This window comes from Kitasatospora sp. NPDC089509 (genome assembly GCF_044749365.1).
Taxonomy (GTDB): Bacteria; Actinomycetota; Actinomycetes; order Streptomycetales; family Streptomycetaceae; genus Kitasatospora.
In genome coordinates, this window is sequence record NZ_JBIVHS010000010.1 from 1 (window position 1) to 20,365 (window position 20,365).

The following is a 20,365-nucleotide window of genomic DNA, read 5'->3' on the forward strand; positions in this document are numbered from 1 at the left end:
TGGCACGCTGTTGAGTTCTCAAGGAACGGACGCTTCCTTCGGACCGCCTTCCAGCGGGCCCTCCGGGCGCTTCGTTCTTTCGTGTTTCCAGCTTATCAGATGTTTTCCGCTCCGTTTTTCGGAGTTTCACTCACCCAATTCGCTGGTGTCTTCTGCGGCTCGAAGCCCCGTCCAACGTCCCAAACTCTAGCCGACCTCCGCTCCGAAAAGCGAATCCGGCCGCAATCCGATAAAACGCACATGACAAATAAGCCCCAGGCCAGGACGCGAAAAAACGCGAACAGGACCCGGCGCGAACCGAGAAGTGGTGTTTCAAAGGATTGGCTACCCCGGGACCGTCCGCGCTGTGATGCGTGTCCGGTGCTCCCAGCCGAGCAGCTAGAAAACACTACACCCAACTCGACCTCCACGGCGACCATGCGGGCGGCACCGTCCCACTCGGGTGGCAAGCGTTCGCCGGCCGTACTCCCGCTCAGCGTTCGCGCCCGCGTGGCTTCAAGGGGGTGGCGGGGAGCTCCGGGGCGGGCAGCCGGGTGCCGGCGTAGCCGTGGACCTCGCCGAAGCGGGAGCCGGTCGTCCAGTCGGCGCGGGCCCGGGCGATGTCCTCGGTGGTGCGGCCGATGAAGTTCCACCACATGACGATCCGCTCCTCGAAGGGCAGGCCGCCGAGCAGCAGGACGGCGCCGTCGGTGTGGGCGCGGAGCGGGAGTTCACGGCGGCCGCAGCCGAGGTAGAGCATCGAGCCGGGTTCGACCGGGACGCCGTCGACGTCGATCCGGCCGGTCATGGCGAGCACGGCGTACTCGAAGTCGGGGAGCAGCGGCAGGGCGTGGGAGGCGCCCTCGGCGAGGACGAGGTCGGCGCCGACCAGGGGGGTGTGGGTGGTGCCGGGCGAGGTGGCGGTGTCCAGGGTGCCGAGGATGACGGTGGCGCGCAGGCCGGGGGCGGTGACCACGGGCAGGTCGGGGTGGTGCTCGAAGGAGGGGCCGGTGTGCCGGTGGGCGTCCGGGAGGGCGACCCAGAGCTGGGCGCCGTGCAGGTAGCGGGCGTGCGGGCGCGGGGACTCCTCGGAGTGGGAGATCGCCCGGCCGGAGGTCATCAGGCCCAGTTCGTACGGCCGGACGGTCTGCAGGCTGCCGAGGCTGTCGCGGTGGAGGACTTCCCCGCTGTGCAGCCAACTGACCGTCTGCAGGCCCATGTGCGGGTGCGGCGGGACCTGCATGCCGGGCCGGTCGGCGATGTCGTCCGGCCCGTAGTGGTCCACGAAGCACCAGGCACCGACCATCCGGCGGCCCAGGTTGGGCAGCAGCCGGCGGACCACCGTGCTCTCACCGAGCGGTACTCGACGGCCCGTCAGCAGGTCGCGGACCGGGCCGCCGCTGGTCTCGCCGCCGCAGCTGGTCGGGGCGGGCCTGAGGTCCAGGTTGCTCATCGCGGTTCCACCACCGTACGGAGAGGAGCGGGGCCGGGTCGGGTGCGAGGGGGGCGTTCGCACCGATCATCCGGCACGGCGCCCGGTTCCTCCACCCGTGCCCGGCCATCCGGCGGCGCCGCGGGGAGCGGGGGTTGCCTCAGTGCTCGCAGGCCCACCAGGCGTCCGCCGAGGCCTTGGCGGCAAGCTCGCGCAGGTTGTGGACCGCCTGGGCCGGGTCCTCGGCCCCGTACACCGCCGAGCCGGCCACGAAGACGTCCGCGCCGGCCTCGGCGCAGCGCTCGATGGTGGCCGCGGAGACGCCGCCGTCGACCTGCAGCCACAGCTCCAGGTCGTGCTTGGCGATCAGCTCCCGGGTGCGGCGGATCTTCGGCAGCATGATGTCCAGGAAGGCCTGGCCGCCGAATCCGGGCTCCACCGTCATGATCAGCAGCATGTCGAGCTCGGGCAGCAGGTCCTCGTACGGCTCGATCGGGGTGCCGGGCTTGAGCGCCATGGAGGCGCGGGCGCCCTTGGCGCGGATCTCGCGGGCGAGCCGGACGGGCGCGGCGGCGGCCTCGACGTGGAAGGTGATCGAGCCGGCCCCGGCCTCGACGTACTGGGGGGCCCAGCGGTCCGGGTCCTCGATCATCAGGTGGCAGTCGAGCGGGATGTCGGTGGCCCGGGCGAGCGACTCGACCACCGGGACGCCCAGGGTCAGGTTCGGCACGAAGTGGTTGTCCATGACGTCCACGTGCAGCCAGTCGGAGCCCCGGACGGCCTCGGCCTCGTCGGCGAGCCGGGCGAAGTCGGCGGAGAGGATGCTGGGGCTGATCTGGGGCATGGCCGACTACCTTCGTGCGAGGGGCTTGCGAGGGCTGGGCGTCCACGGGGCGGGCGCCTCGGCACCCGGGACGGGCACCTCGCCCCATCATCCCGCGTCGCGCGGTCGCCGACCGCACCCCTCGGCCAGCGGGTGACCGTGATCACACCCCGGCCGGGTTGCCGGGGCCGCCCCGGTGGCGGTCAGCTCGTGGACGACTCCCGGCCCGCGGCCGGCCCCCGCAGCGAAGAGGAAGGCGTCCCGATGTCCGACCCCGTCCACTCTGCCCAGTCCGTCCGCTCTGCCCAGTCCGTCGGCTCCGCCCAGTCCGTCCGCTCCGTCGGCTCGGTCCATCCCGTCGGCGCCGTCCACCCCGCCCGCGCCCTGTGGTGGCTCTTCGAACCGGTGTACGCCGTCACCTTCCTCCAGCCCGAGAGCCGGGCGGCCTTCGAGGCGCTCGGACTGGACGGCAGCTGGCGCGGCTACTTCGCCGCCCGCTCGGCCCCGCTGGGCGCGGTGGGCGTGCTGGGCGCCCCGCCGGTGACCGCCGCGTTCTTCAGCTTCGCCCCGGCGCTGGTCGAGCGCGCCCTACCTGCGGTGTGGGCCCACGCGAGCCCCGGGCAGGCGCTGGCCGCCCGCACCGAGGCATCGGCGGCGGTGCTGGCCCGGCTGCTGTCGGAGGTGCCGTCCGAACAGGTCGAGGCGGCGGCCACCGCGCTGGAGCGGGCCGCCGCCCGGGCGGACTGCGCCGGCCGGGTGCTGGCCGCCGCCAACGCCGCGCTGCCGCGCCCCGCGGACGCGTACGGGCGGCTGTGGCAGGCCGCGACCGTGCTGCGCGAGCACCGCGGCGACGGCCACGTGGCCGCGCTGGTGGCCGCCGGGCTGGACGGCTGCGAGGCGCCGGTGCTGCACTGCGCGACGGGGGCCTCCCGCCAGGTGCTCCAGCCGATGCGCGGCTGGACGGACGACGAGTGGGACGCCGCCGGGGCCCGACTGGTCGAACGCGGCTGGCTGACCGCCGACGGCACGGTCACCGAGCTCGGCCGGATCCGCCACCAGGCCCTGGAGGACGCCACCGACCTGGCCGCCGCCCGACCCTGGGAGGGCCTCCCGGACGGCGAACTCGACCGAATGACGGCCGCGTTGAGGCCACTGGCGGCGATCTGCCGGGCGCAGATGCCGATCGACCCGCTGGCGATGCCAGCGGTCCGCCCCTAGGCCCTGTCCGACCACCCGTCCCGCGGTTCCACCGGGGCGCCGCTGACCGGCCGTCATACCCGTACCGCGCCCCGACGTGACCGCCGTCACACCCCGCCCGGGATTATCGGAGCCTCCCCCGTGGTCATCAGCAGGTGAACGACCCCCGCACACCCGCCCGGACGGCCCCCGCACCCCGCCGTCCGCGCGACCGCGCCGGGGCCGTGCCGACCAGTCGAGCTCCCCGCCCCCGCCCGGAGCTCCGTCCGAGGAAGGTCTCCCGATGGCCGATCTGGTCCATCCCGCCCGTGCGCTCTGGTGGCTCTTCGAGCCTGTGCACGCCGTCACCTACTTCCAGCCCGAGGCCCGCGACGCCTTCGAGGCGGCCGGGCTGCGCGGCTTCTGGCGCGGCTACTTCGCGGGCCGCTCGGCCCCGCTCGGCGCGGTGGACGCCCCGCCGGTGACCGCCGCCTTCTTCAACTTCGCCCCGGCGATGGTCGAGCGCGCCCTGCCGGCGGTGTGGTCGCTGGCGAGCCCGCAGGAGGCGCTGGCCGCCCGGACCAAGGGCTCGGGCGCGGCGCTGGCCCGGCTGCTGGAGCACGTGGGGCGGTCGCAGGTCGAGCGGGCGGTCGAGACCCTGGAGCAGGCCGCGGCCCGACTGGACTGCGCCGGCCGGGTGCTGGCCGCCGCCAACGCCGCGCTCCCGGCACCGACCGGACTGTACGAGCGGCTGTGGCAGGCCGCCACGGTGATGCGCGAGCACCGCGGGGACGGCCACGTGGCCGCGCTGGTGGCCTCCGGGCTGGACGGCTGCGAGGCACTGGTGATCCGCTGCGCGATGGACATGCGGCGCGAGCAGCTCCAGTCGGTGCGCGGCTGGACGGACGACGAGTGGGACGCGGCCGCGGAGCGTCTGGTCGAACGCGGCTGGCTCACCGCCGACGGCACGGTCACCGAGCTCGGCCGGATCCGCCACCAGGCCCTGGAGGCCGCCACCGACCTGGCCGCCGCCCGGGTCTGGGAGGACTACCCGCGGGCCGAACTCGACGACCTGGCAGCGGCGTTGAAGCCGATCTCGGCACTGTGTCGCAGCTCCCTGCCGTTCTACCCGGTGGGGCTCCCGGACAACAGCTGAGCGTCACACCAGCCGCGCGTCGCACCAGCCGAGTCCGCCCGAGCGCGCCGACCCTCACCGGACCCGTCCCTCACCGGACCCGAGCCTCACCAGACCTGAGCATCACCCGCGCCGGGCGGGCCGAGCACGATCCCCCGCCCGGCGTAGAACTGCCCGAACGAGCGCCACGGCACCCGGGCGAAGGCCTGGGACTCCCCCGGGAAGCCGGACGGGTTGTGGATCAGCAGCGCCGAGTGGGTGGCACCCACCGCCAGCACCAGATGGCCGCCGCGCCGGATCGGCTCCGGACCGTCCGGCTCGCGGATCGACGGGTGCACCGACAGCATCACCAGCCGCCCGCCGGTCACCTCGGCCGCCACCTCCACGGGCGTCAGCTCCGCCGCCCGGGCGGCCAGTCCCCAGCGCCGCCGGGCGTAGTCGGCGAACGGCACGTGGACCAGCCCGCGCAGGCTCTCGCCGTCCCGGACGTACGCCCCGGCGGCCAGGCACTCGGCCGCCAGCACCATCGCGGCCGGGGTCACGCCCCACCAGTGCTCCAGCGCCATCCGCAGGCAGGCCACCCCGCACAGCCGCCAGGACCACCACGCGTACTCCTCCGCGGTGGCCGCTCCCGACTGGCCCCAGCGCGGGTCCCGTGCCGCGTCCAGCCGCCCGTCCACGATGTCCCGCACCAGCTCCGCGGACTCCCACTGCGCCCGGTACGGCACCTCGTGCACCACCCGCGCCGGTCGCACGGCGCCGTCCTGATCGACCATCCCCGAACGCTCCCACACCGGGGCGGCCGGACGACCGACGACACTCCTCGGGTACACCTACTCGGACCCCGGAGCCGTGCGCCGGCCCCTCCCGCTACACGCCCGCGGCGCCGTCCTTGACCGGCGCCTCGACCGACGCCCCGTCCACCTCGTCCACCCGCTCGCCGCCCGACTGCTCCCCGTCCGACCGGTAGGCCAGCCGCTGGGCGGCGTGCCGCCCGCGCTCCTCCACCGGCAGCTGGCCGGTCGCCCCGGCCAGGCCGTAGGCCGGCATGTCGAAGTAGATCGACTCGTAGCCGCCCTCGGGGACGATGTACGTCTCGTGCCAGAGCCCGACGTGCCCGCGCGACTTGCCCTCCCGCACCATCCGGTTGGCGATGCCCCACACCGTGTGGTGGAAGCCGTCCGGGGCGGTCGCGTAGCGGTAGAGGTGCTCCTTCGACTCCCAGTACTGGACGACGTAGTAGGAGCGCGGCGAGGCGGTGAGCAGGATCCGGCCGCGCAGACCGCGCTGAGGGCTGCGGCCCAGCTCGTACAGCATCCGGAACATCGCGAACATCACCGGGCCCCAGTGGTGCACGGCCCAGAAGCGGTTGATCCGCATGCCGATCAGCAGCACCACGGTGTCGCCGGTGGCGGCGGCGGTGGTGTAGCCCCGTCGCGGCTTGGCGAACATCGAGCGGACGAACGTGTTTCCCATCGACATGCCGACCTCCCGAACGCGCCCCAGCGCCTCATGTAATCGGTGATTACATCAGCGCGCACGGGGTCGGTCAAGGCTCGCTGCAGCCACAATTCCGTTACCGCCCGGGCGGGTTGACACCCTTCCCGACTCCGTCGGCAGCGCCCCCTATGCCCTGCCGGAAGGTGTCGAGCACCTGGAGGGCCAACTCCTCCGCCTTCTCGGCCGGCAGATAGCCGTCCACGATCATCTGCGCCAGCCCGTACACCAGCGCCTGCCCGGACAGCAGCACCAGCTCCGGATCCCCGGCCCGCACCCGGCCGGCCACCTGGTCCGCCACGATCAGCTCGGTGAACGCCCGGTCCATGCCGTCCAGTTGCTCCCGCAGCTGCGGATCCCGGGAGGCCGCGAACACCCGCGAGCGCACCAGCTCGAACCGTCGCGGATGGCGCAGCGCGTACCGGACGAACCCCAGCCCGAGCGCCCGCATCGCCGACCCGCCGACCGCCTCGGCCGCCGCCACCTCGGCCTCCTGCCACCGGGCGAAGTCCGCCAGCACCCGGTCCGCCACCGCCGTCAAGAGCGCCTGCCGGTCGGCGAAGTGCCGGAACGGCGCCCCCGCCGACACTCCGGCCCGGCGCGCCACCTCCCGCACGCTCACCTTCTCCTGGCCCTGCTCGTCCACCACCTCGAACGCCGCCGCCACCAGCGCCTCCGGCAACGCCCCGTGGTGGTACGCCTCCCGCTCCTTCATGGGTGCCTTGCTACCACAACCGGCCCAACAACCGTCCCGTTTCATCCTGTTCAGCGATCGGAGCCCGATGTCCACGCCCACACCCGACCCCACCAGCCGCGCAGCCACCTTCGCCGCCGCCTACGCCCTGCTGCGCGCCTCCGCCGACCTCGCCGACCACTGGATCCAGACCGACCACCAGGCCGCCATCAAGGGAGAACGATCCCCGGCCGGCCGGCGCGCCTGCGCGGCCCACGTCGCGGCCTACACCACCACGCAGGCCGCCGCCCTACTCATGGGCACCCGCCTCCTCGGCCTACGCCCGAAGCTCCGACGAGTCCTCACCGCCCTCGCCGTCTCCGCGGCCACCCACTACCTCGCCGACCGCCGCGGACCTCTGCTCCGGGCAGCCGACGCCACCCGCCGCGGCAACTTCGCCCGACTGGCCGACCACGGCATGAACGGCGCCTACATCCTCGACCTTCTCTGCACTAGTGGGTTGTATCGCTCAGCGCGGGTGACCGAGGAGTTCTTGGAGTCGGCTCACGCCGATCTCGAACTGCCCGATGTTCACGTGGAAGGCGTTAACTCCGGAGTAGTTCGCTTCGTCCTCCTCAGCGAGCTCGGCGACTTCGGTCGCCAAGGCGAAGCGAACGACCGGCTGCTCTGGGGCGAGATGAGCGAAGGCGTAGACGGCTGGGCATCCAAGCTCGACGCCGAGACGGTTGAAGGTGCGAGCCTTCTGCGGCGGGGTCCTGTACTTGCCCTCGGAGATCGTGGTGCCACGGACCTGGACCAGCAGCCGTGTCTCTCTGCGGGCGATGAGGTCGGCCAACGGGAAGTTGCCTGCGAGCTGATTGAGGTTGGTGACCGCGTATCCCTCGGCCTTCAATACCGCGCTGACCAGTTCCTCCGCGCGTTCCCTGGTGATCCTGTTTGCCTCAGCTCGACTAGTCATCGTCGCCGGTCTCCTCGGTGTCGTGGCAGTAAGAGCTTTCAGGGTCGCAGGACTCGCCGACACCTCGGGGGTGTTCGATGATGAGCATCGAGCAGCTCACGACCCTGGCGGCGTTCGGTTCGACCTGGGCCGTGCTGGCTGTCGGTCACAACGTCGCGGACCACGTCTTCGGCCAGAGTGACCACCAGGCCGCGAACAAGGGGGCCCCGAGCGCGGAGGATGTGGCTGCCGGGGCGAGCCCGCGTCGGGGCTGGGCCGCGTGCCTGGCTCACGTCGCCCAGTACCACCTGGTCATGGCCGCGTTGATGGCTCTGGTGTGGTTGTTCATCCCGCTGCCGGTGTCGATGACCGGGCTGGCTGTCGGGTTCGCGTGGTCGGCTGCCACCCATGCCCTGTTGGACCGGCGTTGGCCGGTGCGCTGGCTGTTGCAGCACACCGGCTCGCCGGCCTTCGCCGAGCTGCGGACGGCAGGGCTCAATGGGATGTATCTGGCTGATCAGGCCCTGCATTCTGGGGCCCTTCTTGTGTCCGCGCTCCTGATCACCCGTCTGTGATCTGGGGTTTCTGATGCGGGATCACAGGGAGCCCGAGGGAGACCGGGCCGGTGCGCTGGAATCGCCTGGCCTGCTCGCGCTTGCTCCGCAGGAAGGTGAGGGTGAGGTCGAGTCCGTCGATCTCACCCCGCCAGTCCTCGGCGACGGCGCGTTCGCGGCGGGCAACGAGGTCCTCTTCCAGCTCGTCGAGCCGCGGCAGCATCTTCGGGTTGATGCTCAGCATCGGGCAGCGGACGCAGGCGTGTTCGTGCGTGCAGGGGGTGCCGTAGGGCCGGCCGCAGGAACCGAGTTCGACCCGGCGCTTGTCGAAGTGCTCGTTGAACTCGCTCCACTCGGTCTCGGTCGGCTTGCGGTACTCGCTCTCGGGCCGCTGGGCCCGGCGGCGGTCGAGGAACTCCTGGTAGTGGCGGACCACATCGTCGTCGAAGACGGCGACGTAGCCACGAGTGGTTTGGATATTCAAGTGGCCCAACAAGGCCGCTCCGATGTGGATCGGCAGCCCGTTGTTGACCAGCTCGGTCGCGAACAGCCTGCGGAAGTCGTGCGGGGCGAACTTCACCTCGGCGAACCGCGGATCGGTGGCGACCAGCCCGTCTGCGGCCCGGTGGATCATGCGCCACATCGTGGTGGTGGACATCGCCCTGATCGCTCCCCCATGCATGTTCTGGAACAGGTAGGGCAGCGGTTCGTTCCAGATCTTCTCGTGCAGGTCGTAGCGGGTGCAGACCGGGACGGTGCCGTGCGCGCGGATGTGGCGGCGGATCACCTGAGCGATGACGTGGAACAGCTCGGCGGACATCGGGATCACCCGCTCCCGGTCGCTCTTGGAGGGGCTGATGACCAGCAGCGCGACGACTTCGCCGCTGGGCCGCTGGTAGTTGCGCACGCTCAGGTGAGTCAGCTCGGTGAGCTCCTCGGCGCGTAGGCCGGCCAGGCGAAGGGTCTCCACGATCGCCCACTGCCAGAACACCTGGTTCTCGGTGCGGGTGAGCTGCACCAGCTCGCCGGTGCTCCGGTTGACCGCCCGAACCGCGGCCGTCGACGGATCGGGCCTCTTCACGTCCGATTTCGCCGAGACGCGCTGCCACTCGACGCCGTCAACGGTGAAGCGTTCGCCCAGGTCGACGGCAACGGCCGCGTCCAGCAGGGTGCGCCAGCGGTGCCACTGGTCGGTGACGTGCTGGGACAGGATCGGCAGCAGCGGCTGGCGCTCGCGGGTGCGATTGGCCATCCGCTCTTGCAGGCGCCGGCGGCGGACGTGGAACCAGCGCAGGTCCTCGTCCCGGATCGGGCAGGGCGCGACCCATTGCGCCCAGCGTTCCGGTTCGGCGACCGCCCAGGTGTGCAGGTCCAGGTAGAAGGCGCGGACGGACATGAACGGCGCGTCCAGGTGCAGCCGGGGTGTGCCGTCCCGGTTGACCAGCAGCTTCTCCTTCCAGTGCGCGACCGCTTCGGGACTCAGCCGCAGGTCGGCCTGGTCGGGGTTGAACTCCTCGATCACCTTCCAGAACAGCCGAACCAGATTGTTCACCAGGCCCGTGAGGCTGGAGTAGTCGAGTTCGACGGCGCGGCGGCCGATGTAGTCCACCAGCAGGTTGCGCACCGCCTGGTTGCGGAGCTGGTGCTTGTCGACCAGCTCGGCCACGGTCCGCTGGCCCTTGACCACCGCCGCCCGCAGGGTGCGAGGGGCCGAGGCCGGGAAGTGCCCCATCTCGGACAGCACCACCCACGCCTGGGTGGCGGCGAAGCAGCCGTCGCCCGCGACCTCGCCCCGGGTGACGCCGTACCTCCGCGACTCAATCGCGTAGTGCAGCAGTGCCTCGGGGGTCAGGTCAGCGACGGTGATGCCGAAGACAGTGAGCGCGACGCACACGTCGTACTTGGCCCGCTGGATGGAGGCCGCGCTCATCGGCAGCTTCATGGCGCGTTCGCAGAACTCTTCCAGCGCGGGGTCCTGGGCCACGCTCCGGAACCAGCCGACATAGTCGGGGAACCGGTAGGAGCGGAAGGCCAGCAGCGACGGCTGGATCAGGCGCATCACGAAGGCGTGGCCGGCGGCGGTGTTGACCATGCTCATGATCGCCTTGGAAGTGCCCGGGTAGAGGTCCTTGGCCAGACGGCCCCGTTCGTTCAGCCCGGACGCCTCCCAACGCTCCTGCCAGGTCGCGCCGGGGAACTGCTCCAGGATCGCCAGCAGCTTCCGCATCCCCTCGACCGGCCGGGAGCTGCTGCGGGTCAGCGAGCCGAAGGCAGTGCCGGTGAGCTGAGCGATCTGCTCGGCCGGGGCGGTCGACAGCTCGCCCAGCGGCCGGGGCGGATGAACCGGAGGAGGCGGGGGCGCGGGCTGGACCGCGGTCGGGGAGAAGGCGAAGTCCCGCTCGTAGAGCTCGACCGAGTGCCGGCGGACCCGGCCGGTGGTGGGCCCCTTCACCCGGGCGCTGGTTCCGACCTGACTACCGGGCACCGAACACCACCGCCACGTCCTCGGGGTCGTACTGCTGCGACCAGGCGGCCGGCTGCTGTGGGCGGCTGTAGTGCTCGGCGAGTTTGTCGACCAGGTCGTCCAGGCCGACCACGGTGTAGAGGGCGGTGGTGGTGATATGCGCGTGCCGCAGGATCGTCTGCACCTCCGCCAGCGTCATCGCTGGATCTCGGGCCAGCCGGGTCGCCGCGGTGTGCCGGGCGTCGTGGAGCGTCCAGTTCATGCCCAGGTGCTCGGTCGCCCGCTGAAGGATGCGCCGGGCCGCCCAGTAGCTGAGCGGCTTCACCTCGCCCCGGCGGGTTCGCCAGACCGGCTCACCAGGGCCGGGCAGACCGGCCCCCTCCAGGTAGGCCGCGAGGTAGGCCAACGCCTCCGGGGACACCGGGACCGGCTGACGCTCTCGGGTGCCCTTGGAAACCACCCACAACTGGCCCTTGTGCCAGTCGATATCGCTCAGCTGGACGCCCAGCAGTTCGCTGGCCCGAGCGCCGGAGGAGACGTAGCAGGCCAGCAGGGCGCGGTCGCGGGTGCACCGCATCTGCGCGAACAGCTCGTCCCACTGCGCGTCGGGGATCGCCCGGGGCTGGCGCACCGGCACCTTCGGCCGCAGCCGGCCCCGCCGGTGCCGAGCCTGCGCGTCGATCGGGGACCGGTGAGCGAGCGCGGAGCGACGGGCCCGGTTCTCCGGCACCGGGTTGAGCACCGGCCCGCGTCCGAAGTGCAGGTGGAAGGCGTAGAACCCGTGCACCACCGAGAGGCTGTGCGCGATGGTCGCCGGCGCGTACCCGATCGGCAGGACCCTCTTGCCGGTCTTCGGGTTCACCGACCCTGGCGGGTGGCCGCCCTCGCGGCGGCGCTGCCGCTGCGGGTTCCGGGCCGACCGCAACCAGCCGACCATCGCCGCGGCCTCGGCCTCGGCGGCCTGCTCCCACCCGACGTCCACCGTCCACAGCACCCGGAACCAGCGCAGCAGATCGAAGGCGTAACTCCGGCAGGTCAGCGGACTCACGTCCCCCAGCAGCCGATCGCGCAGGTAAGCGCTGACCGGCTCCACCTCCCGGCCCGCCGCATCCACCACCACCCAGGGCAACGACACCGTCGGACCGGCCACCACCGCCCCGGCACCCGTCAGCCGTACCCGACCATCCATCAGATCCCGATGAACACGGGAGCTCTCATGCGACAACGACATGCCCAGATGCTCCAGAACCGCCGCCACCGAGTCGAGCCGGTCAACGAGTTAGTGCAGTCAACTGACCAGTCCTGGCACCACATCGTGGAGACCTGCGCCGCCCTCATCATCGCCGGATGACCTCATCCGACCTGTGGGTGCCAGCCGCCGAGTCCAGCGGCGACGGTGCGCAGGGCGGCCGGGTCTGTGATGACGAGCCCACCACCGCGCCCCTTGGGCCACCCTCCGAAGGGCGGCAGCGACGTGAGTCGCCGCAGCGTGTCCCGGCCGATGCCGAGGCAGTTGGCCACTTCCTGCTGCGAGACCCGCAGATGGAACCCGCCGGACGTTCGGCCTGCCCTCTCGGCGTCACGGAGCAGCGGCAGCAGGACATGGGCGACCCTGGCCGAATCGTTGCCCGATCGCGACAGCGTCTGGACCTCTCGGACCCGGCCGGAGATGTACGCCGAAACCTCGGCGCCCCATTCCCGTTGGAACTCGGGGCTCATGAACCTCACCCCGGGAATGATCGCCACCTCACATTCGGTACGTGCCCTGACGGTGGCCGTCCGCGAGATCCTTTCGATCACCGCCATGTCACCGATGAGGTCGCCGCCGCCCCGGAAGACGAGCAACTGCTCCAGTTCCCTCCGGTCGACTCCGCTCTGCTCCACACCCACCACTCCGCCGATCAGGGCGAAGACGCGGTTGCCTTCCTCCCCTTCGTGCACCAGCGGCCAGCCGGCCGGACGCGTGATCACCGGGAAGCCTTCGAGGAAGTGCCCCCACCGGGCGTCGCCCACTCGCTCGCGAAACGTCCGGTGCGAGACGGGCGAGGAGCCTGGGGCGGTCCGCTGCGGCTTCCGACCTGCGCCGGACGAACGCCCCCGCGAGGAACTGTTGCAATCGGTCATAGCGGGAGGGTAGGGCGGTCGACCCTCAACGAATGTGCAGCTAGAGCAAGTTGATCCGTTGCCGTCGATCCCCGCTCTCCGCCTGCTACCCTCGCGGGCCTTCAGCCGGCCCATCGGCCCGGTGTGGCGGACGACACAGGTTTAAGGGCTTGGCAAGCCCGTACCCGTCCCCGGCCGCACCCAGAATCGTGATGACCGACGCCCGGCCGGCTTGTCGGAGGTCAACCCGCGTGTTCCCCCGCACACCTTTGCCAGGAGACCGCCATGCCCGAACCCCCGTACCTCCCCGGCGACTCCAGTCAGCCCCTGCCGCTGTACCAGGCCCTCCTCGGGCTCGATGTCAGGGGCTACACCGCGATGCCCGGCGTGCTGCACGCCCCGATCAGCGCCTACCTCGAACCGATTCTCGACTCCGCCCTCGCCGCTGCCGGGCTCGACGACCTCCGAACCGCGAAACGATTCCTGTCCAACTCCGGCGATGGCCTGGCGCTCGGATTCGCTCCCGAACTCCTGCCGTTCGTCATCGACCCGGGGTTGGACTGCCTGCGGAGCGAGCTGGCCCGCCACAACGCCGAACCGAAGCACGTGCGCATCCGGATGCGCGCCAGCATCCACGCCGGGCACGTGACCGCTCCGGGCCTGCCAGGGGAAGGAAACGGTCCCGCCCGTAACGATCTCCACCGGTTGCTCGATTCCCGCGAGGTCAAGGCAGTCCTGACCCACGCCAGTCCGGCGACCACCCACCTGGTGGCGATCCTCTCCGACCGGGTCTACGAGGATGCGGTCCGGCACCGCTACACCGGCCTGCACCCGGACCTCTTCAAGTGCGTCCTTGCCACCGTTCCGGGGCGGGAGTACGGCGAACGGGCGTGGCTGTACGTCCCGACTCCCTCCGGCAACCTCCTCGCCGTACCCGGCTGCAGCCGCCCCCACCTGCCGAAGTGGCTCACCCTGCTGGGCACGATCAACCACCTCCACTCGACGATCCGACGTTCTCTCGACCGCGACTGACACCGTTCAACGGAAGGAACAGATCCGTGGCTCTGATCAAGTACGCCAGCATCTTCGACGTCATCCACGAGCGAGTGACCACTGCTGCCCACCTGCGACCGGCCGTCCTCACGGTCGAGTTCGGGGAAGAGACCATCAATCTCGACCTCCCGCAGGCCCGCACAGCCCTTTGGGAGCGGCCGGTGGACGAGGAACTGATTCGCCGCGTCTGGCGGCAGGCCATCGCACTGGCCCAACACGATGCGCTGGCGGCGGCCATCGGCTCGACCGATGTCACCGGCTGGGTGGAGGCCGTCGTCTGGCTCGCTCTGCCGCGGCTCCAACGGGTCGTCCGCCAGGCGTCGAGCCGGCTGCGGGCGGACCGACGGGACCTCGAGTCCGAGCTCATGCTCGCCATCGTCGAGGAACTGCCCGAGATCTCTCCGGACGCCCCTGATGCCGGCGGCCGGTTGCTCCGTGCCGCGGTCCGCCGCGGTTGGGCCTTTGCCGGTCGCTCGGTCGGCGAACGACCCACCGAGGACGTCGTCGCGATCGCCGATGCCCGGAGTGCCGGGACGACCGACGGCGTCTGGGAACTCGTGATCGCGTCGCCGGAGCGCGTCGACGAACCCGCGGCCCCGGTGCACTTCGGGTCCCGGTCGGAGATCGAGGCGGCACGCCTCGGGGAGCTCACCGACCGCCTCGGCCTGCGGGACGTCGTCCGCCGCCCGCACCGCCCCCTCCGGAGTGCCCGGGTCGGAAGCCTCACGCTGCGCCCGACGGGCATGGCCCGTTGACCGCCCCGTCCCCGAACGGGCTGATGACCTTCCCCGAGCTGTTCGGGCTCCCGCTGTCCGTGGACGTCCGCACCGCCTCCCGGGCCCTCGGCATCTGTCTCAACACCGCGTACCGCCTGATCCGGCGCGGAGCCTTCCCCTGCCCGGTCATCCGTACGGGCCGCCGCTACCGGGTGCCCACCGCGGGCCTGCTCTCCGCCCTGGGCATCGAGGAACTCCCGCTCTACGCAGATGACCTGAACACCTGGGTGAGCACGCCGCCGCTCCCCGGGCTCGATTGGAAGGACCTCTCGTGATCGCGATGCCCATGACCGCCCAACCGGAACCGTCCTGCCTGGAGGCCTCGGGGGAACAGATGACGTGCTTCGTGATCGGGCCCGTCGGGAACCGGCACGCGGAGGTCGGCAGCACCGCTCGGGAAGCGTACGAGACCTCTCTCGAAACCTTCGAGAAGGTCATCCGACCTGCCTGCGCCTCCCTCGGCATCGAGCCGCTCCGCTCCGACCAGATCCAGCAGGCCGGTGAGATTACCGAGCAGATCTGTCGACACGTGCTCCGGTCCGACATCGTCATCGCCGATGTGACCGGCGGGAACGCCAACGTCATGTACGAACTGGGCCTCCGCCATACCACCGGGCGCCTGACCATCCACATCGGCGAGCACGGCCGCCTCCCGTTCGACATCTCACCCATCCGAACGATCCTGTTCGAGCGCTCCCGCAGTGGCCTCGTGGACGCCCGCAAGGAGCTCCAGGAAACCCTGGACCGGGGACTTCGGGAGGGATACGCCCCGCTCACCCCTGCCCGGATCCTGCTCGGACTCCGATCGAGGGACGACCTGCCGGTTCCGGACGGGTCCGAGTGCGACGCCGAGGACGCACCGGGACTGATCGACCGCTTCGCCGCCATCGAGGCCGAGATGGGCCTCATGACACAGGGCATCGAGACCATGACCAGGTTGGTCACCACGATTGCCGCCCTGGCAGAGGAGTTCGGGCCGGACATGAAGCGAGCCACCGCGAAGGGCAGCCCACCCACCGCGGTGCTCGCGTCGGCCCGGCGATTCGCCACCGCCCTCCATGGTCCTGCCGCCGAACTCAAGGCCTGTGCCGCGGAGGTCACTTCGCGGATGTCGGGAATCGACGCGACCGTCCACGCTTCCCTGGACATGTTCGAAACGGCGCCGCAGCAGTGGGAGGGAAGTGAGTCCCGTGACTTCCTCCTGCAGCTCATCGGCATGTCCGGTGCCGCACGCGAGGGCCTGGAGACCCTCCGACTGTTCCGCATGATGATGGAGTGGCTCACCACCATGAGCCGCGACCTCAGGGGGCCGGGCAGGGACATCATCTCCGCGCTCGACCTCCTCACCGAGACCATGGCCCGGGTCGAGATGTGGGATCGACGCGCCCGCGCTCTGGTCTGACGTCCAGGGCCCGGGGGCAGGGAGGCCGGCCTCCCTGCCCCCGCGTGCCCGACCGCACCGCACGGAAGGACCGACATGCCTCTCGGAGTGGACCTCACCAGGCTCCGGACCGACCTCGGCGTCGCTCCGGCCCAGGTGTTCGAGTCCCTGTGCGTCCACCTCTTCCCCGCGATCCTGGCGGAGGACTTCGGCCCCGTCATCGGCGGCACCCTGCTCCCCCTCCGGCCTCCGGACGGCGGGCTGGAGGCGTGCGCGCGGCTCACGGACGGCCGTCTGGTCGGGATCCAGGTGAAGTACCACGCCACGTCGGGTTCGGCATTGCAGTCCATGGACGAGTCCGTGAAGTCCGCTCTGACCCACCACCCGGACCTCACCGACCTGCTCGTCTTCCTCCCGCAGGACTTCACGGGCGGCGGCCGGGGAACACCCGGCACGGAGCAGTGGCGGAAGGCGACCGATCGGTGGGCGGAGGCGGTCCGCAACGCCCGGCCCGGTCAGCCCATCCGCTTCCACCCGTACACCCGGAGCACGATCGAACGGGTGATCGCAGCTCGGGCGGACGAGATCATTCCCGCCTACTTCGACACCCCGTACCTACGGTTGTCGGACATCCACCGCCACGCGGCCGCTGCCGCCCGCACCGTCCGCCGACGGCAGGACCTAGTCGATCTGCCGTCCCCACTGCTCGCGACCTTCCTGTCCGACACGCTCAGCGAGCTCCATGACCCGTCCTCGCTGATCACTCGCCTGACCGGGGCGGCCACGACGCTACGGATCTGGTCCACTTGGCAGCCGCAGTCGGACCGCCTTCCCGTCCCGTGCCTGGAGCCGATGGCGGCCGCCGCCCGGCGCTGGGCCGCCTCCGTGGAGCAACGGGACCACTGCGCGGACCAGTTGGATGTGATCGCCCGACTGCTGAGTGAGGCGGGGGAGTTGAACGCAGAACCGCTGCGCCGGGCCATCACGTCCGCCCTCCGACTCTGCGGCCAGGTCGCGGTCGAAATCCAAGCTGTCCACCGTGAGTTGTTGTCCTCGGTATCCGTCGCGCGCCCGTACGAGTCACTGCCGGACCAACAGCACAGGGCACTCGGCGGCATGATCGCCACGCTCAAGGACCTGCTGGCCTGTATCCGTGGCCTGTACGCCGTCTGCGCCGACAGCGTCCTGGCCACCCGCCAGACCGGATCCCTCCTCGTCGGCGGTGGCTGGGGCACCGGAAAGTCCTACGGTCTGGGTTGCTGGGTTCAGGAACGCCTCGCCCAGGGCGCGCCCACCGCCTTCGTGTGCGGGCACGAATTCGGCCCGGACGAACCGTTCGAAGCGCAGCTTCCCCGGCTGGTCGCCCCCGGCACTGCTCCCCGGGGACTGCGAGACCTGCTGGCGGCACTCCAGCAACAGGCCCTGCTGACCGGTCGCCCTGCGGTGCTCGCCGTCGACGCCTTGAACGAAGTCCGTTGCCTGCGCGGCGACTTCCAGACGGCCTTCGCGTCCCTGGCCGATCTGGTGCGGGGGTATCCCCTGGTAACCCTGGTCGGCACGGTCCGGCTCGACACCCGCCCGACCGTTCCCGAGCAGGTCTCCGACGAAGTGGACCGCCGAGGGCACGGCTTCCTCTGGAACCCCGGGGTCTCCGAGCCCGACCGGGCCTGGCGGGTGTACCAGGACATGTACGGGCTCCCGGAACTGCTGCTCCCCCCGGACCTCTCCGAACTGCGCCGACCGCTGATGCTCGCGGTCCTGGCCTGGTCCCTGCACCGCAATCCGCGGCCGGAGCCCGGTCCGATCGTCCCGCCCAGCGTGGGCGACCTGTTCAAGTCCTGGCTACGGATCCTCGACAGCGACTACGCCGCGTACCTGGACGAGGCTCACGGGCTCCGCGCCGGGCCATCACCCGCGCCGCCACCCCTGGTCGACCTCGTCTGCAAGGCACTGGCCGAGCAGATGGGTGAAGAGGGCACACTCGACTACCCGAGGGCTTGCCGGGCCCTGGCCGAGGTACCGGGGTCAGCCGAGCCGGCGGTGATGCTGCGCTGGCTGGAGGGCGCCGGCGTGCTCGCACTGGACCCCGATACCCGACGGGTCAGGTTCGCCATCCAGCGGTTCGCCGAGCACGTACGGGCGGTGAACCTCCTGCGGGGCCCGCACCCGGCCCGGGCCGTCACCCGACTGGTGAAGGCCGTCGCCGGGTCACCTGAGGACGAGCCGGATTCGGCCCGATCCATGGACCAAAGAAGGATGCTGGAGGCGCTCGCCGGCGCGGCTCCTCAGGGCATCGACCGGGCCGAGCTGTCGGACCTGGTACCCCGCAGGCTCCGGTCCGCGGTCGCCCGGACCGTACTGGATTCCATGGAAGGCCGCTCCCCCGAGCACATCAGCCCCTCGTCCCGGGCCTTTCTGGCTCGGCAGCTCCGCGACCCGGATTCGGCCCCGGGCGCGCTGTACTCCATCCTGGTGAACGCCACCTGCCACCGGCACCCGCTGGGCGTACCGTTCCTGGACGAGCAGCTGTCCTCCTGGAGCCGCCGTCGCGTCGAGCTCCGGTTCGCCGGACCTGTCGTCGCACTCCTCGACGACGAGGACGGGATCGTCCTGCTCCGCCGTCTCATCGCCTGGGCAGGTTCCGTCGGACCGCGCGGTGACGAGGTCGTCGCCGAGGTCAGCACCCTTCTGCTCCGGCTCGCAGCGGTGGGCCACCACGGATTGCGCGATGCCTGCATCCGCACCGCGGCAGACCTCCTGGTGGACCGGCCCGAGCTGATCGCCCGGCACCTCACCAGGTTCGGTCACGATCCGGACGAGTGCCTGGCGGAGGCCGCCTGGTTGGCGGCCTACGGTGCCCTCGCGCGTTTTACGCAGCCGATCACGGACATCCGGGTGTCCGTGGCAGTCGACCGCTCCCTTTCGCGACCTCATCTGCGCATCCACGATGCCGTCCTCGCCGTCCGGGAGGTGCTCCGCGGTGAGCAGACCACGGAGCAGACCACGGACAGTCGCTTCCCCGCCGTCCCGTTGCGCCGACCGCGCATGCAGGCCCTGCCCTTCGGCAGCCGAACGATCGCCCTCGAAGCCGGCAGGCTCTCCTGGTGCCCGTTCGAGGAGGAGAGCCCGGTGCCTCGTCAGGTCTGGCTGGCCCGTCGGGCCGGATTCCTGACCCTCGGCCTGCCCAGGAGACTGTTCCGCACCTCCGACGAACTGCACCCGGACTCGTCGAGTGCGGCCGTCAGCAAGGCACTTCAACGCGCCCAACAGGAGTGGTACGCGGAGCAGGCGTCCCGGCTCCAGGAAGGGGCACCGTCCCCCGGCTCCGACGAACATGCCGCAGCGCGCCACCATCAACGGACCATCGATCCGACGCTCGGAGCAGAGTGGCGAACCACCTCGAACAGCATGACGTGGAAGGACAACTGGTGGACCGCTCCGTTCTCTGCGGCCGACCTGGCGGCCTCGCCCGACGGACCACCGGTCGCCCTCAGCCGGGTACTCACCCGCATCGACCCCGCTGGGACACCGTGGCTGCTCCTGAACGCCTTCCACCACCTGGCGGGTGAAAACGACGAGCCCGGCCCCGACCTCCCGCGACTGCACCGCCGGCGAGCGATTCTCCGGACCACCGATGCCTGGCAGAGATCATCTCCCGCCCACAAGCCCCGAGAATTCCTTCCGGTCCTGCGGGTCGACTCATTCGTCATGTCCCGCACCGCCGCGATCGAGGCACTTGCCCGAAGATCCCTCATGTTCAAGGGGGTGAAGGCCTCATCGAACTGGCCTGGCGAGGCATTCCTCGCGGAGTACTACATCCGCGCCGAGTTCGCCGAACCGCACGGATCCCGCACGGATCCGATGCCGACCTCCGTCGAGATCCCGGAGATCAGGATGCCGCCGCCGGGCTTCGGACGATTCGCCGGAGCGGTCTCCCGCCCTGTGCCCAGCCGCCGGCTCATGGATCGACTCGAAGCCCGCTGGACCGGCCGGCGGCTGGACTTCACCGACCGGTCCTCCGGCGAACTCGTGCTCACCGATCCGGGGTTCGCCGGCGCCGGGCCCAACAGCATCCTGCTCCGGCAGTCGGCCGTCGAACGATTGCTGGGTGAGGAGAAGGTCCTGCTGTGGTCCGTCCAGCTGACCGAGCACAGCCCGATGTTCGCACCCTCCTGGTCCGCCTACTGCATCCTCGACTCGGACGGGTTCCACACCCTGCCCGTCGCCGGTCCGCCCACCGGGGGTCGCCTGAATCCTTCCGCTCGCTGGCCGGATCGGGGACTGGCGGAGTGGCCGCCGGCCGTGGGCCGCCCCTCGGGCCCCGGCGGCACGGCGCCGGGGCCCGAGGGCTGACAGAGCGC

18 protein-coding genes are annotated in these 20,365 nt (G+C 71.1%); 9 read left to right on the top strand and 9 right to left on the bottom strand.

What is annotated here, in order from left to right:
* Window positions 1–472 precede the first annotated feature (472 nt).
* Together ACIP4P_RS21540 and rpe are read right to left on the bottom strand one after the other, a co-directional pair.
* The gene (locus ACIP4P_RS21540) at window positions 473–1,432 is read right to left on the bottom strand and encodes a pirin family protein (protein ID WP_400920713.1); all 960 of its coding nucleotides are present in this window, start codon (window positions 1,430–1,432) and stop codon (window positions 473–475) included.
* 139 nt (window positions 1,433–1,571) lie between these two features.
* On the bottom strand, window positions 1,572–2,255 hold the full coding sequence (gene rpe / locus ACIP4P_RS21545) for a ribulose-phosphate 3-epimerase (protein WP_400920715.1): 684 nt from the start codon (window positions 2,253–2,255) through the stop codon (window positions 1,572–1,574).
* Between the two features lie 243 nt (window positions 2,256–2,498).
* Here rpe and ACIP4P_RS21550 point away from each other — a divergent pair, with 243 nt between their 5' ends.
* Both ACIP4P_RS21550 and ACIP4P_RS21555 read left to right on the top strand, forming a co-directional pair.
* Window positions 2,499–3,452, top strand: coding sequence for a hypothetical protein (locus ACIP4P_RS21550; protein ID WP_400920717.1), 954 nt, complete (start codon window positions 2,499–2,501; stop codon window positions 3,450–3,452).
* Between the two features lie 262 nt (window positions 3,453–3,714).
* A complete protein-coding gene (locus ACIP4P_RS21555) occupies window positions 3,715–4,566 on the top strand; it encodes a hypothetical protein (protein ID WP_400920719.1) in 852 nt (283 codons plus the stop codon).
* A gap of 86 nt (window positions 4,567–4,652) precedes the next feature.
* Here the strand turns inward: ACIP4P_RS21555 and ACIP4P_RS21560 are convergent, their stop codons facing one another.
* From ACIP4P_RS21560 to ACIP4P_RS21575, 4 genes are all read right to left on the bottom strand, one after another.
* Window positions 4,653–5,321, bottom strand: coding sequence for a C39 family peptidase (locus tag ACIP4P_RS21560; protein WP_400920721.1), 669 nt, complete (start codon window positions 5,319–5,321; stop codon window positions 4,653–4,655).
* Window positions 5,322–5,415: 94 nt separating this feature from the next.
* Entirely contained in the window at window positions 5,416–5,997 is a 582-nt protein-coding gene (locus ACIP4P_RS21565; protein ID WP_400921072.1) for a DUF4188 domain-containing protein, read from the bottom strand.
* A gap of 124 nt (window positions 5,998–6,121) precedes the next feature.
* The gene (locus ACIP4P_RS21570; RefSeq protein ID WP_400920723.1) at window positions 6,122–6,757 is read right to left on the bottom strand and encodes a TetR/AcrR family transcriptional regulator; all 636 of its coding nucleotides are present in this window, start codon (window positions 6,755–6,757) and stop codon (window positions 6,122–6,124) included.
* 487 nt (window positions 6,758–7,244) lie between these two features.
* Entirely contained in the window at window positions 7,245–7,694 is a 450-nt protein-coding gene (locus tag ACIP4P_RS21575) for a hypothetical protein (protein WP_400920725.1), read from the bottom strand.
* A gap of 80 nt (window positions 7,695–7,774) precedes the next feature.
* Between ACIP4P_RS21575 and ACIP4P_RS21580 the strand changes: the two genes are divergently transcribed.
* Complete coding sequence (locus ACIP4P_RS21580; RefSeq protein ID WP_400920727.1) at window positions 7,775–8,248, top strand: hypothetical protein; 474 nt, start codon at window positions 7,775–7,777, stop codon at window positions 8,246–8,248.
* On the opposite strand, the gene ACIP4P_RS21585 is transcribed toward ACIP4P_RS21580, so the two are convergent.
* Together ACIP4P_RS21585 and ACIP4P_RS21590 are read right to left on the bottom strand one after the other, a co-directional pair.
* Window positions 8,235–10,712 (bottom strand): tyrosine-type recombinase/integrase, encoded by a 2,478-nt coding sequence (locus tag ACIP4P_RS21585; RefSeq protein ID WP_400920729.1) that lies wholly within the window; start codon window positions 10,710–10,712, stop codon window positions 8,235–8,237. The two genes, ACIP4P_RS21580 and ACIP4P_RS21585, sit on opposite strands and share 14 nt — an antisense overlap.
* On the bottom strand, window positions 10,702–11,880 hold the full coding sequence (locus tag ACIP4P_RS21590) for a tyrosine-type recombinase/integrase (RefSeq protein ID WP_400920731.1): 1,179 nt from the start codon (window positions 11,878–11,880) through the stop codon (window positions 10,702–10,704). The genes ACIP4P_RS21585 and ACIP4P_RS21590 overlap by 11 nt, the downstream gene beginning before the upstream one ends.
* A gap of 27 nt (window positions 11,881–11,907) precedes the next feature.
* On the opposite strand from ACIP4P_RS21590, the gene ACIP4P_RS21595 reads away from it, so the two are divergent.
* A complete protein-coding gene (locus tag ACIP4P_RS21595; protein ID WP_400920733.1) occupies window positions 11,908–12,042 on the top strand; it encodes a hypothetical protein in 135 nt (44 codons plus the stop codon).
* Window positions 12,043–12,044: 2 nt separating this feature from the next.
* Here the strand turns inward: ACIP4P_RS21595 and ACIP4P_RS21600 are convergent, their stop codons facing one another.
* Window positions 12,045–12,815, bottom strand: coding sequence for a Crp/Fnr family transcriptional regulator (locus ACIP4P_RS21600; RefSeq protein ID WP_400920735.1), 771 nt, complete (start codon window positions 12,813–12,815; stop codon window positions 12,045–12,047).
* Window positions 12,816–13,079: 264 nt separating this feature from the next.
* Between ACIP4P_RS21600 and ACIP4P_RS21605 the strand changes: the two genes are divergently transcribed.
* The 5 genes from ACIP4P_RS21605 to ACIP4P_RS21625 all read left to right on the top strand — a co-directional run bounded on the left by ACIP4P_RS21605 (window position 13,080) and on the right by ACIP4P_RS21625 (window position 20,357).
* Window positions 13,080–13,826, top strand: coding sequence for a hypothetical protein (locus ACIP4P_RS21605; protein WP_400920737.1), 747 nt, complete (start codon window positions 13,080–13,082; stop codon window positions 13,824–13,826).
* A 26-nt stretch (window positions 13,827–13,852) separates the two neighbouring features.
* Entirely contained in the window at window positions 13,853–14,602 is a 750-nt protein-coding gene (locus ACIP4P_RS21610; protein ID WP_400920739.1) for a hypothetical protein, read from the top strand.
* Entirely contained in the window at window positions 14,599–14,898 is a 300-nt protein-coding gene (locus tag ACIP4P_RS21615; RefSeq protein ID WP_400920741.1) for a helix-turn-helix domain-containing protein, read from the top strand. The genes ACIP4P_RS21610 and ACIP4P_RS21615 overlap by 4 nt, the downstream gene beginning before the upstream one ends.
* On the top strand, window positions 14,895–16,025 hold the full coding sequence (locus tag ACIP4P_RS21620; protein WP_400920743.1) for a hypothetical protein: 1,131 nt from the start codon (window positions 14,895–14,897) through the stop codon (window positions 16,023–16,025). Before ACIP4P_RS21615 ends, ACIP4P_RS21620 begins: the two co-directional genes overlap by 4 nt.
* Window positions 16,026–16,100: 75 nt before the next feature.
* On the top strand, window positions 16,101–20,357 hold the full coding sequence (locus tag ACIP4P_RS21625) for a hypothetical protein (RefSeq protein WP_400920746.1): 4,257 nt from the start codon (window positions 16,101–16,103) through the stop codon (window positions 20,355–20,357).
* The last annotated feature ends 8 nt before the right edge of the window (window positions 20,358–20,365 follow it).